The sequence below is a fragment of the Sphaerotilus uruguayifluvii genome, from assembly GCF_013294065.1.
Classification (GTDB): domain Bacteria; phylum Pseudomonadota; class Gammaproteobacteria; order Burkholderiales; family Burkholderiaceae_C; genus Sphaerotilus; species Sphaerotilus uruguayifluvii.
Map to the genome: position 1 here is coordinate 287273 of NZ_JABSNM010000001.1, position 12799 is coordinate 300071.

The 12799-nt window shown below is 70.6% G+C and carries 9 protein-coding genes; 7 read left to right on the forward strand and 2 right to left on the reverse strand.

What is annotated here, in order from left to right; all coding sequences use genetic code 11:
- Positions 1-33: 33 nt before the first annotated feature.
- A complete protein-coding gene (gene cynS, locus HNQ01_RS01280; RefSeq protein ID WP_173803497.1) occupies positions 34-477 on the forward strand; it encodes a cyanase in 444 nt (147 codons plus the stop codon).
- A gap of 127 nt (positions 478-604) precedes the next feature.
- Entirely contained in the window at positions 605-3511 is a 2907-nt protein-coding gene (locus HNQ01_RS01285) for an ImpA family metalloprotease (protein ID WP_173803498.1), read from the forward strand.
- Between the two features lie 20 nt (positions 3512-3531).
- Here the strand turns inward: HNQ01_RS01285 and HNQ01_RS01290 are convergent, their stop codons facing one another.
- Complete coding sequence (locus HNQ01_RS01290; RefSeq protein ID WP_173803499.1) at positions 3532-3807, reverse strand: VF530 family protein; 276 nt, start codon at positions 3805-3807, stop codon at positions 3532-3534.
- Between the two features lie 103 nt (positions 3808-3910).
- On the opposite strand from HNQ01_RS01290, the gene HNQ01_RS01295 reads away from it, so the two are divergent.
- On the forward strand, positions 3911-5983 hold the full coding sequence (locus tag HNQ01_RS01295) for an ATP-dependent helicase (protein WP_173803500.1): 2073 nt from the start codon (positions 3911-3913) through the stop codon (positions 5981-5983).
- A 234-nt stretch (positions 5984-6217) separates the two neighbouring features.
- Positions 6218-7909, forward strand: coding sequence for a S8 family peptidase (locus HNQ01_RS01300; protein WP_173803501.1), 1692 nt, complete (start codon positions 6218-6220; stop codon positions 7907-7909).
- Here HNQ01_RS01300 and HNQ01_RS01305 read toward each other — a convergent pair.
- Complete coding sequence (locus tag HNQ01_RS01305; protein ID WP_173803502.1) at positions 7890-9251, reverse strand: bifunctional diguanylate cyclase/phosphodiesterase; 1362 nt, start codon at positions 9249-9251, stop codon at positions 7890-7892. The genes HNQ01_RS01300 and HNQ01_RS01305 overlap by 20 nt on opposite strands.
- A gap of 142 nt (positions 9252-9393) precedes the next feature.
- On the opposite strand from HNQ01_RS01305, the gene yajC reads away from it, so the two are divergent.
- Genes yajC through secF form a run of 3 tightly spaced genes read left to right on the forward strand, consistent with a single transcriptional unit; the run spans position 9394 to position 12749 of the window.
- Positions 9394-9717: a preprotein translocase subunit YajC gene (gene yajC, locus HNQ01_RS01310; protein ID WP_173803690.1), complete on the forward strand. Its 324-nt coding sequence runs from the start codon at positions 9394-9396 to the stop codon at positions 9715-9717.
- A gap of 58 nt (positions 9718-9775) precedes the next feature.
- Positions 9776-11689, forward strand: a complete 1914-nt coding sequence (gene secD / locus HNQ01_RS01315) for a protein translocase subunit SecD (RefSeq protein ID WP_173803503.1) — start codon at positions 9776-9778, stop codon at positions 11687-11689.
- Between the two features lie 16 nt (positions 11690-11705).
- Complete coding sequence (secF, locus tag HNQ01_RS01320; RefSeq protein ID WP_173803504.1) at positions 11706-12749, forward strand: protein translocase subunit SecF; 1044 nt, start codon at positions 11706-11708, stop codon at positions 12747-12749.
- Positions 12750-12799: the final 50 nt, after the last annotated feature.

Below are 12799 nucleotides of genomic sequence, written 5' to 3' on the forward strand. Positions count from 1 at the left end.
CGGTGCAGCGATCCGAACCGATGGAGACCGCAGATGAGCCGACTCGACGTGACCGAAAAGATCATCGCCACCAAGGTGGCCAAGGGCCTGAAGTGGGCCGACGTGGCCCGCGAGGTGGGGCTCAGCAAGGAGTGGGTCACCGCCGCCTGCCTGGGCCAGATGACGCTCGACGCCGAGCAGGCGGCGGTCGTCGCCCGCCTGTTCGACCTCAGCGAGGCCGAGGCGCGCTGGCTGCAGGTGGTGCCGTACAAGGGCTCGCTGCCGACCTCGGTGCCCACCGACCCGCTGATCTACCGCTTCCACGAGCTCGTCAGCGTCTACGGCACGACCTTCAAGGAGCTGATCCACGAGGAATTCGGCGACGGCATCATGAGCGCGATCGACTTCCGAATGGACCTGCAGCGCGAGCCCGACCCGAAGGGCGACCGGGTCAGCATCACGATGAGCGGCAAGTTCCTGCCGTACAAGACCTACTGAGTCCCCGTCTCGCGACGGCCGGACCTGTCCCCCTGAACGCGGGGGATCGCGGGTCAGGGCGGGCAGGGTGCGCGCCACCACAATGCCGGATCACGAAGAAACGTGAATTTCCGCAAAGGTCCGCGCCATGAATCCCGTCCTGTCCCCGTCTGCGTCGCTGTCCGTCTGGCGTGCCCGTGCCCGCGTCCGTGCCTGCGCGCTGGGCGCCTCGGCGCTGCTGGCGGCCTGCGGCGGTGGCGGCGAGGCGTCGGAGACCTCGTCGGGCGCGGCGCCGCAGGCCCGCGCGCAGGCCGTCGTCGATCCGGTCACCGCCGCCACCGGCACCGGCGATGCGTCCGGGGTCACGCTGGCCCAGGTGATGTCGGCGACGCGCACGCTGCTGGCCGCGCAGCCGGCCGAGTACGCCGCGATCAAGCAGGCGCTGTTCGGCCTGAATGCCGACGGCTCGCGCGGCCCGGGCACGCTGGGGCCGCTGGACTGGAACCCGTCGCACGACTCGGTGTGGTTCTCGCTGCTCGACACGACGCAGAACCGGCCGATCCTGGTCAGCAACTGGAGCTACAAGGGCGGCAATGCCGGCACCCCGAGCGTGCTGGCGGTGGCCGGGACGCTGCCTTCGGGCACACGCTACGCCGCCTTCGGCGGCAATCCGCTGGGCGTGCGCGGCAACGCGGCGACGGACCAGCTGATGCAGCGCACCATCGCCTGGCTGACGCGGCGCACCAGCTTCGCCGGACTGAAGGTCGTCACCGCCCACCTGCCCGGCACCGAGACCTACTGGTTCCCGCACGAGGGCCGCACCCGCAGCTGGCTGGCCAGCACCTTTCCCGGCGTGACGATCAACGGGATCACGACGAATCCGGCCACGCAGGCCGACAACCGCTGCGATGGCGACCGGCTCGATGCCTGCCTGCAGGGCGCGCACCTGCTGGTCATCGGCCGCGAGCAGGGCCCGCAGGCCTACGACGGGCCGACCGTGATGAAGGCGGTGCAGGCGGCGCAGTCGCGCGGCATCCCGGTGCTCTACCTGCATCACTACCGCGACAGCAACGACCTCTCGGGCCGGCTGCTCGAGCAGTTCGGCCTGACGGTGACGAACAACTACTGGGCCGACAACGGCCTGCAGGCCTTCGACGCGGCCACGCTGCCGGCGATGCCGGCCGGGCTCGGCGCGGTGCAGGCCCTGGTCGACCGGCTCGACCGCGGCACCTTCACCTCGACCTGGAGCGGCTGCACCAGCAGCTACGGCCGCGTCGGCTGCTCGGGCGACGCGACCTACATGGCCGAGTTCGGCACGCCGGCCGGTGCGCTGCGCACCGCGCTGCGCGAGCTCGACGCCAGCGGCCGCGCGATCTTCTCGACCGCCGGCTACCGGCTTGAGAAGCTGCTGGTGCTGCTGGGCGACAAGTACCGCGAGCCGGTCAGCTATCCGATGAGCAAGCTGCGCCACGGCGCGGACTTCTACCGCGCCCACTTCTCCGACATCGTCTCCTTCCAGCACCGGCCCTACGCGGCGGTGGCGAAGAACCTCGGCAACTTCTCCGGCGCCATCCCGGCCACCACGCCGGCGCTGACGCGCACCGTCACCGTGACGCTGCCGGTCAGCGGCACCCGCGACGTGATGACCGGGCTCTACGTGATGCCGGGGCGGCGCATCAAGATCGTGCGCACCGACGCCGGCACCGGCGCGGTGCGGGTCGGCATCAACATGCTGCGCGACACCACCTGGGTCTTCAACGAGCCCTCCGGGCTGGACCGGCCGACGCAGCTGGCCTCGCCGCGCGCGGCGCTGGTGGCGGGCCAGCCCAAGGTGGTCACCAGCGCCTACGGCGGGCCGCTGTTCCTGCATGTGGACGCCGCGGCCAGCGGCGCGCAGACGGTGACGGTGCAGGTCAGCGGCGTGACGACGCACCCGGTGCTGCGCGACGCGACCGATCCGGCGCAGGTCGCCGCCTTCCAGGCCGAGCTGGCCGCCACGCCGACGAACTGGGTCGGCCTGGCCACCGACACGCTGACGCTGCACTCGACGCTGCCGAACTTCCGCCAGAGCCTGGCCCTGTACGGCGGCGATCTCTCGCGCCTGGTCGCCGAGACCTGGAGCTACACCATCCAGGACACCTACGAGCTGGCCGGCTTCAACGCGGCCACGCCCGGGCAGTACCGGCTGTCGCCGGAAGTGGCGGCCTTCTGCAGCGCGCAGGGCTGGGACTGCACCGGCACGCAGCACCGCCGCGACGTGATGCAGCACGTCATCAGCGACGTGCACGCCACCTGCGGCAGCGGCTGCAGCGGCAATCCCTACGACCAGGACTGGGCCTTCCAGCCGCTGGGCTGGGGCGAGTCGCACGAGATCGGCCACAACCTGCAGCGATCGCGGCTGAACATTCACGGCGGGCAGTCCGGCGAGGTGTCGAACAACATCTTCCCGGTGCACAAGCGCATGCGCTACAACCTGACGCCGGCTGGACTCGCCAGCCCGCTGGTCGACCGCTCCGGCACCGGCAAGGCCGTCTTCGACACGCTGAAGGCGGCGCAGGCGAGCACCGATCCGGTCGCCTCGGCCTATGCAGCGATCTGGTCCGACCCCGCCTATGCGGCGAACAACTCGGCGCGGCTGATGTTCTACCGCCAGCTCGTCGAGCATGCGCGCCACCACAACCCGGCGCTGGGCGACGGCTGGGCGCTGATGACGCTGCTGCACCTGCTCGACCGCAACTTCGACGCGAACAAGGCGAACTGGCCGGCGGTGGCCGCCAGCTACGGCTTCGGCACCTACGCGAGCTTTCCGTCGTCGATCAGCGGCAACGACTTCATGCTGGTGGCGGCCTCCTTCATCGTCGGCCGCGACCTGCGCCCGCTGTTCGACCTGTGGGGCGTGACCTACACCGCCACCGCCGCGGCGCAGGTCGCCGCGCACGGCCGCACGCCGGTGGAGCCGCTGCTGTTCCCGATGAGCCAGGTCAGCCAGATCCCGGCGCGTGTCGGCGCTCCGGTGCGGGTGAATGCCGCGGCGAGCTATCCGTCCGGCTACTGAGCGGCGGGCGCGGCGCGGGTCTAGGGCCGCGGCGGGCGCGCGTCGCGCGCATCGCGGCGCTGCTCGCGCAGCATGAACAGGTAGAGCCCCTCGACCTTCTCGCGCGCCCAGGGCGTGCGGCGCAGCATCTTCAGGCTGGAGGCGATGCTGGGCTGGTCGCTGAAGCATCGCAGCGCGATGCGCTCGGCCAGGCCGGGCCAGCCGTAGCGGGCGACCAGCTCGGTCAGGATGCGCTCCAGGGTCAGGCCGTGCAGCGGGTTGCGCGGCTGGGCCGGCGCGGGCGGGGGCGTTTGCATGGGCGGTTGCATGGACCGATTGTGGACCGTCGCGCCGGGTCGGGACGGGCTGGCTATCATCCGCCGCCCGCAGTCCCTGCCGCTGCGTCCCCGGAGCCCCGCCATGGCCGACGCCCCCTCGACCCTCAATCCCGCCCAGCTCGAAGCCGTCCACCACCTGCACAGCCCCTGCCTGGTGCTGGCCGGCGCCGGCTCGGGCAAGACGCGGGTGATCACCCACAAGATCGCCCGGCTGCTGCAGGCCGGGTTGGCCCCCAAGCAGATCGGCGCCATCACCTTCACCAACAAGGCGGCGCAGGAAATGCGCGAGCGGGCACGCTCGCTGGTGGGCGCGCGGGCGTCGAAGGATCTGGTGATCGCCACCTTCCACTCCCTGGGCGTGCGCATGCTGCGCGAGGACGGCGAGATGCTCGGCCTGAAGCCGAAGTTCTCGATCCTGGACGCCGACGACGTGCTGGGCGTGCTGAAGGACGCCGGCGGCACCACCGACGCGGCGGTGGCGCGGCGCTGGCAGTGGACCATCAGCCTGTGGAAGAACAACGGCCTGAGCTGCGAGCAGGCCGAGGCCGCCGCGCAGGACGACGACGAGCGCGTCGCCGCCCGGGTGATGAAGCTCTACGAGGAGCGTCTGGCGGCCTACTCGGCGGTGGATTTCGACGACCTGATCGGCCTGCCGCTGAAGCTGCTGCAGCAGCACGAGGCGGCCCGCGAGAAATGGCGCCGCACGCTGCGCCATGTGCTGGTCGACGAATACCAGGACACCAACGCGACCCAGTACGAGCTGCTCAAGGCCCTGGTGGGCGAGCAGGGGATCTTCACCGCGGTGGGCGACGACGACCAGAGCATCTACGGCTGGCGCGGCGCCACCATCGAGAACCTCAAGCGCCTGCCGCAGGACTATCCGAACCTGAAGGTCATCCCGCTGGAGCAGAACTACCGCTCCACCGGCGCGATCCTGACCGCTGCGAACAACGTCATCGCGCTGAACCCCAAGATCTTCCAGAAGAAGCTCTGGAGCGAGTTCGGCCAGGGCGAGCCGGTCAAGGTGGTCGAGTGCGACCAGGAGGAGCACGAGGCCGAGCGGGCGGCCGCGCGCATCCTGGCGATCCGCGCCAACACCGCGGGCGAGCACACCGGCTCGACCGAGTGGCGCGACTTCGCCATCCTCTACCGCGCCAACCACCAGAGCCGCAAGCTCGAAGAGGCGCTGCGCAAGGCGCAGATCCCCTACAAGGTCTCCGGCGGCCAGAGCTTCTTCGACCGCGCCGAGATCAAGGACCTGTGCGCCTGGCTGCGGCTGCTGGTCAACCAGGACGACGACCCGGCCTTCCTGCGCGCGATCACCACGCCGAAGCGCGGCATCGGCCACACGACGCTGGCGGCCCTGAGCGACTTCGCCGGCAAGTGGCGGGTGAGCCTGTTCGAGGCGCTGTTCCAGGAGTCGATCGGCACGGCGCTCTCGGCGAAGGCGGTGGGCTCGCTGCACGAGTTCGGCCGCTACGTGAACGACCTCGAATACCGCGCCCGCCACACGGTGGGCGCCGAGGCGGCGCGGCCGATGCTGATGGAATGGCTGGGCGAGCTCGGCTTCGAGCAGCACCTGCTCGACAGCGAGGAGAACCCCAAGGTCGCGGCGGCGCGCTGGTCCAACGTGCTCGACTTCATCGACTGGATCGCGCGGCGCTGCGGCGGCGAGATCGCCGAGGACGGCAGCGGCCAGGTGCAGACCGAGACGAAGAGCGTGCTCGACGTCGCGCAGACCATCAGCGTGATCCTGAGCCTGGCCGAGCGCGGCGAGGCCGACCAGAACGTCGTCACGCTGTCGACGCTGCACGCCAGCAAGGGCCTGGAGTGGCCGCATGTGGTGCTGGTCGGCATCAACGAGGGCACGCTGCCCTTCAAGCGCGAGGAGGAGGAGATGACGTCCGAGCGCCTGGAGGAGGAGCGCCGGCTGATGTACGTGGGCATCACCCGCGCGCGGCGCACGCTGCTGGTGACGACGCTGCTGCGCCAGAAGCGCGGGCGCGAGATCCGCCGCGCCTTCCCGAGCCGCTTCATCCAGGAGATGCGCCTGGACGAGCAGGTCGCCAAGGTCAACCCGCGCGAGCGGCTGGCGGCGCAGCGCGCGGCCTTCGCGGCGCGCGCGGCCCAGGCCACCCCGGAGCGGCCTGTCTGATGGTACTCATGTGTATTCAGTGTGTGAAAAGACGCATCAGAGACGTTGCACTGGTTATTTTTTGATAAGCCCCGCAAATACCCTCTTTTTTCCTGTCGATACTCCCCGTCGCATGTGATGACCTGGAGGCGCTGCCCGGAGCATCGGTCCGGGGGTCGGGCCGGGGGCCGTGCGCCTCGCGTGGCGCACGGGAGACGAAGCATGTCGATGCGGGGATTGAGGAATCCGGTGGCCATGGCGGCCCTGATGGTGATGCTGGCGGCGGGCGCCCGCGCGGGCGGCCCGAGCGTCGATCTGGCGCGCCAGGAGGCGCAGACCACCGATCAGCTGATCATCAAGTACCGGGATTCGTCGAGCCGCAGCGGCGCCGACCTGCGCATCGCCCAGGCCGGCCAGCGCGCCGGCATCGGCCTGACCCACAAGCGCGACATGTTCCATGGCGGCCGCGTCATGAAGCTCGACCGCGCGATGACCGTCGCGCAGATCCGCACGCTGGGCGCGGACCTGATGGCGGGCGATCCGGAGATCGAGTCGGTCGAGGCCGACATCCGCCTCTATCCGCAGCTCGTGCCGAGCGACACCAGCTTCGGCACCCAGTGGCACTACTACGAGGCCGTGGCCGGCATCAACCTGCCGGCCGCCTGGGACCGCTCGACCGGCACCGGCGTCTACGTGGCGGTGATCGACACCGGCTACCGGCCGCACGCCGATCTGGCCGCCAACATCGTCGGCGGCTATGACCTGATCGCCAGCACCACCGTCTCGAACGACGGCAACGCCCGCGACAGCGATGCCAAGGATCCGGGCGACTGGTGCGGCACCGGCTCCAGCAGCTGGCACGGCACCCATGTCGCCGGCACGATCGCGGCGGTGACGAACAACGCCACCGGCGTGGCCGGCGTGGCCCACGGCGCCAAGGTGGTGCCGGTGCGTGTGCTGGGAACCTGCGGGGGCTCGCTGTCCGACGTGGCCGACGGCATCGTCTGGGCTTCGGGCGGCACGGTGACCGGGCTGCCGGCCAACGCCTATCCGGCGCGGGTGCTGAACCTGTCGCTCGGCGGCAGCGCGAGCAGCTGCGGCACCACGATGCAGGCGGCCGTCAACTCGGCGCGCTCGCGCAACACGGTCGTGGTGGTCGCGGCGGGCAACGCCAACGCCTACGCCTCGACCCAGACGCCGGCCAACTGCACCGGCGTGGTCGCCGTCGGCGCGGTCGACCGCACCGGCGCGCGGGCCTCGTTCTCGAACTACGGCAGCCTGGTCGACGTCGCCGCGCCCGGCGTCTCGGTGCTGTCGACGCTCAACAGCGGCGCCACCGTGCCCGGCGCGGACGCCTACGCCTCCTACGCCGGCACCTCGATGGCGACGCCGCACGTGGCCGGCGTGGTCGCGCTGATGCTGTCGAAGAACAGCGCGCTGACGCCCGACCAGGTCGAGACGATGCTCAAGAGCTCGGCACGGCCCTTCCCGGTCACCCCGGACAGCATCAAGACCATCGGCGCCGGCATCGTCGACGCCAAGAAGGCGGTCGACACCGCGATGGGCTCGCTGCCGACGGCGGTGACCGAGGTCGAGTCGAACAACACGCTGGGCACGGCACAGACCGTCTCGGCCGCCCATGCGGCCGTCAGCGGCACGCTTTCCGCCAGCACCGACACCGACTACTACAAGGTCTCCGTGGCGGCCGGCAAGGTGCTGTCGGCGACGCTGAACATGGCGGTCTCGACGCAGAACTACCAGCTCTACCTGTACAACAGCGCCGGCACGCAGGTGGCCGCGAGCCTGAACGGGACCGGTCTGCCGGAGACGGTCAAGGTCACGAACTCGACGACCGCCGCGGCGACCTACTATGCCCGGGTGGTCTACGGTGCCGGCGGCACCGGCACGACCGGTGGCAAGTACCTGCTCAACCTGCTGCAGCAGTGAGCGCGGCGCGCACGCCGCCTGTCGCGGTCGTGCCGCGGGTCGAGGGCTCGCCGACATGCGAGTCCATGACCAGGCGGTGCTGGATGCGCGCGTGCATCAGCACCTGGGTCATCGTCGACGGGTCGAGCGGGCGCGACAGCAGCGGCCCCTGGAACTCGTCGCAGTGACGGCTGCGCAGGAAGTCGAGCTGGTCCTCGCTGCGCACGCCCTCGGCGACGATGCGCTGGCCGAGCGCGCGGCCCATGCCGATCAGCGCCGCGGCCAGGCGCACGCCGTCGCGGTGGCCGAGCCGGGACAGCACGCCGGCATCGAGCGTGAGCTCGTCGACCGGCAGCCGGCCCAGCGCCGCCAGCGACAGCGCCCGCTCGCCGCCGAAGCGCACCAGGCCGATGCGCACGCCGGTGGCCCGCAGCGATCGCAGCGTCGCGCGCAGAGCCCCGGGCTCGCCATCGAGCGCGGCCGCGTCCATCTGCAGCGTCAGCACGCCGCCCGGCAGGCCCTGGTCGACCAGCGCGTCGAGCGTCATCGACACCAGCGCACGGTCCCGCCACAGCGCGGCGGGCAGCTCCACCGACAGGCCCGGCACGTCCAGGCCCTGGTCGCGCCAGAGCCGGATCTGCCGGCCGACCGCCTGCAGCAGCAGCGCGCCGACTTCCGGCAGCCGTCCGGCCTCGGCGGCCGTCTCCAGCAGGTCGTGGTGTTCTCCCAGGCCGCCGCCGGGCCACTGCGGCAGCACCACCGCGCCGGTCAGCGCGCCGGTGCACATGTCGGCCTGCAGGTCGAAGCGCAGCTCCGGCGCGGCCGGTGGCGGCTGGCGGTGCAGCGTGTCCTCGCGGCGCAGCCGGCGCAGCGCCTGCTGCGTCATCGCGTCGTCGTGGAGCAGGCAGCTGCCGCGGCCGCGGCGCATCGCCTCGTGGCAGGCCCGGTCGGCCTGGCGCAGCAGCCGCTGCGGCTCGTGCGCGCCGCCGGCGTCGATGCGGGCCAGCCCGGCGCAGCCACCCGTCGAGAAGCGCTGCCCGGCGACCTCGAGCGGCGCCTCGAGCGCCAGCACCCAGGCCCGGGCGCGCTGCGCGGCCTCGTCGCCGCTCTCGGCGCAGACCAGCGCGAGCCGGTCGCCGCGGCGCAGCACCGTCGCGGCAGACAGGCCGGTCTCGCCGCCGGCGGTCTGTGCCAGGCGCTCGGCCGCCGCCTGCAGCACCGCCTCCCTCAGGCCGGCGCCGAGCGTCGTGACGATCTCGTCGAGCCGGGGCAGCCCGACGAGCACGAGCGTGCCGCCACCGGAGGCCTCGAGGGCCTGGTGCAGCCGGGAGTCGGCGCAGGGGAGGGGAGACGGGCTGTCCATGCGCCGATATCGGAGGTCCCGCACGCACGCTTGACCCCCGGCCCGCGCGGGACGCCCGGATGCGGGCTGCGCGGTTCCCGGGCGGCCCTACAATCGTGAGCTTTGTCCCGTTCTCTGACCGTTCTCCAGGAGCCCGAACGTGCTGTTCATTTCCGATGCCTACGCCCAGACGGCTGGCGGCGCTGCCGCCGGCGGCTCGTCGCTGATGCAGATGCTGCCGCTGGTGCTGATGTTCGTGGTGCTGTACTTCATCATGATCCGCCCGCAGATGAAGAAGCAGAAGGAGCACAAGGCGATGATCGACGCGCTCGGCAAGGGCGACGAGGTCGTCACCGCCGGCGGCCTGATCGGCCGCATCACCAAGGTCGCCGACGCCTTCGTCTCGATCGAGATCGCCTCCGGCGTCGAGGTCCAGTGCCAGCGCAGCGCGGTGGTGCAGGTGCTGCCCAAGGGCAGCGTCAAGTAAGCACCCGCTCGCTTCCTCCCTTCGTCCTTTCCGTTTCTCCTCGTTCCCGGGCCGCACGATGAATCGCTACCCCTGGTGGAAGTACCTGATCCTGGCCATCGCGGTGGTGGTGGGACTGCTCTACACGCTGCCCAACTTCTTCGGCGAGGCCCCGGCGGTGCAGGTCTCGAGCGGCAAGGCGACGCTGAAGATCGACGCCGGCCTGGTGCCGCGCGTCGAGCAGGCGCTGCAGGCCGCCGGCCTGAAGCCTGACTTCGTGCAGCTCGAGGGCACCTCGGTGCGCGCCCGCTTCGGCGACACCGACACCCAGCTGAAGGCGCGCGACGCCATCATCCGCGCGCTCAATCCCGATGCGGCCGATCCGTCCTACATCGTCGCGCTGAACCTGGTGTCGCGCTCGCCGCAATGGCTGACCGGCCTGCACGCGCTGCCGATGTACCTGGGTCTGGACCTGCGCGGCGGCGTGCATTTCCTGATGCAGGTCGACATGGCCGCGGCGCTGACGAAGAAGGCCGAGTCGCTGTCGGGCGACGTGCGCACGCTGCTGCGCGACAAGTCGATCCGCCACGGCGGCATCCAGCGCAGCGGCGACACCATCGAGGTGCGCCTGCGCGACCGCGAGACGCTGGACAAGGCGCGCGACCTGCTGACGGGCGCGCAGCCCGAGCTGCTGTGGAGCGAGGGCGGCGACGCCGCCGAGCCGAAGCTGATCGGGCGCATCAAGCCCGAGTCGGTGCGCAACATCCAGCAGCAGGCGCTGACGCAGAACATCAACACGCTGCACAACCGCATCAACGAGCTCGGCGTGGCCGAGCCGGTGATCCAGCAGCAGGGCGCCGACCGCGTGGTCGTGCAGCTGCCCGGCGTGCAGGACGTGGCCAAGGCCAAGGACATCATCGGCCGCACCGCGACGCTGGAGGTCCGCCTGGTCGACGACAGCACGGAGGCCCAGGCCGCGCTGACCGGCGGTGCCCCGGTGCCCTTCGGCACCGAGAAGTATCTGGAGCGCGGCGGCGTGCCGATCATCGTCAAGCGCCAGGTGCTGCTGACCGGCGAGAACCTGACCGACGCGCAGGCCGGCTTCGACGACAACCACCAGCCCGCCGTGCACCTGACGCTCGACGCGCGCGGCGCGCGGATCTTCCGCGACGTCACCCGCGAGAACATCAACAAGCGCATGGCCATCCTGCTGTTCGAGAAGGGCCGCGGCGAGGTCGTGACCGCGCCGGTGATCCGCTCGGAGATCGGTGGCGGCCGGGTGCAGATCTCCGGCTCGATGACGCCGGTGGAGTCGGCCGACACCGCGCTGCTGCTGCGTGCCGGCTCGCTCGCGGCACCGATGGAGATCATCGAGGAGCGCCTGATCGGCCCCAGCCTGGGCGCCGAGAACATCACCAAGGGCTTCGACAGCGTGCTGTACGGCTTCATCGCCATCGCGGTGTTCATGAGCGCGTACTACATGCTGTTCGGCATCTTCTCGACGCTGGCGCTGGGCGTGAACCTGCTGCTGCTGGTGGCGATCCTGTCGATGATGCAGGCCACGCTGACGCTGCCGGGCATCGCCGCCATCGCGCTGGTGCTGGGCATGGCGATCGACGCCAACGTGCTGATCAACGAGCGCGTGCGCGAGGAGCTGCGCAACGGCACCTCGCCGCAGATGGCCATCCACCTGGGCTACGACCGCGCCTTCGCGACCATCCTGGACTCGAACGTGACGACGCTGATCGCCGGCGTCGCGCTGCTGGCCTTCGGCTCCGGTCCGGTGCGCGGCTTCGCGGTCGTGCACTGCCTGGGCATCATGACCTCGATGTTCTCGGCGGTGTTCTTCTCGCGCGGCCTGGTCAACCTCTGGTACGGCCGCAAGAAGAAGCTGCAGTCCGTCTCGATCGGCCAGGTCTGGAAGCCGGCCGCCCAGCCGGGCGGCGCCGCGGCCGCGTCCTCGTCGTCCGCCGTCACCCCGCCGAAGGCCTGAGCCAGGGAATCACGCCATGGAATTCTTCCGCATCCGCCGCGACATCCCGTTCATGCGGCATGCGCTGGTGTTCAACATCATCTCGTTCGTCACCTTCGCCGCCGCGGTGTTCTTCCTGTTCACCCGCGGGCTGCACCTGTCGATCGAGTTCACCGGCGGCACGGTCATCGAGACCGAGTACGCGCAGAGCGCCGACATCGCCCGGGTCCGCGCCACCGTCGAGGCGATGAACTTCGGCGAGGTCCAGGTGCAGAAGTTCGGCACCTCGCGCGACGTGCTGATCCGCCTGCCGCTGCGCGAGGGCGTCAAGCAGAACGAGGTCGTCGGCCGGGTCTTCGCCCAGCTGTGCGCGGCCGAGAACGGCCTGGTCAAGCCGGTGCAGGTGACCACCGACAAGGGCGAGACCGTCAGCCGCCAGATCTGCGGCGTCGGCAGCGGCAGCAGCGCCACCGAGCCGCTCAAGCTGACCCGCAGCGAGTTCGTCGGCCCGCAGGTCGGCAAGGAACTGGCCGAGGACGGCCTGAAGGCGCTGGGCTTCGTCGTCGCCGGCATCGTGCTCTACCTGGCGGTGCGATTCGAATGGAAGTTCGCGGTCGCGGCGATCATCGCCAACCTGCACGACGTCATCATCATCCTGGGCTTCTTCGCCTTCTTCCAGTGGGAGTTCTCGCTGGCGGTGCTGGCGGCGGTGCTGGCGGTGCTGGGCTACTCGGTCAACGAGTCGGTGGTCATCTTCGACCGGATCCGCGAGGCCTTCCGCAAGTACCGCAAGATGACCACGCCCGAGGTCATCGACCACGCGATCACGTCCACGATGAGCCGCACGGTCATCACGCACGGCTCGACGCAGATGATGGTGCTGTCGATGCTGCTGTTCGGCGGCCCGACGCTGCACTACTTCGCGGTGGCGCTGACGATCGGCATCCTGTTCGGCATCTACTCGTCGGTCTTCGTCGCGGCGGCGATCGCGATGTGGCTGGGCGTCAAGCGCGAGGACCTGGTCAGCGGCGCCCGCAAGGATCACGATCCGAACGATCCGAATGCCGGGGCGGTGGTATAGGCTGGTGTAAAGTAGTACACACTATTTTTTCAGATCGCTTCGCCGCCTGC

What these genes read in the sequence shown, in the direction of transcription:
- cynS (WP_173803497.1), top strand. Translation starts at nt 34, where the DNA reads ATGAGCCGACTCGACGTGACCGAAAAGATCATCGCCACCAAGGTGGCC.
- HNQ01_RS01285 (WP_173803498.1), top strand. Translation starts at nt 605, where the DNA reads ATGAATCCCGTCCTGTCCCCGTCTGCGTCGCTGTCCGTCTGGCGTGCC.
- HNQ01_RS01290 (WP_173803499.1), bottom strand. Translation starts at nt 3,807, where the DNA reads ATGCAAACGCCCCCGCCCGCGCCGGCCCAGCCGCGCAACCCGCTGCAC.
- HNQ01_RS01295 (WP_173803500.1), top strand. Translation starts at nt 3,911, where the DNA reads ATGGCCGACGCCCCCTCGACCCTCAATCCCGCCCAGCTCGAAGCCGTC.
- HNQ01_RS01300 (WP_173803501.1), top strand. Translation starts at nt 6,218, where the DNA reads ATGGCGGCCCTGATGGTGATGCTGGCGGCGGGCGCCCGCGCGGGCGGC.
- HNQ01_RS01305 (WP_173803502.1), bottom strand. Translation starts at nt 9,251, where the DNA reads ATGGACAGCCCGTCTCCCCTCCCCTGCGCCGACTCCCGGCTGCACCAG.
- secD (WP_173803503.1), top strand. Translation starts at nt 9,776, where the DNA reads ATGAATCGCTACCCCTGGTGGAAGTACCTGATCCTGGCCATCGCGGTG.
- secF (WP_173803504.1), top strand. Translation starts at nt 11,706, where the DNA reads ATGGAATTCTTCCGCATCCGCCGCGACATCCCGTTCATGCGGCATGCG.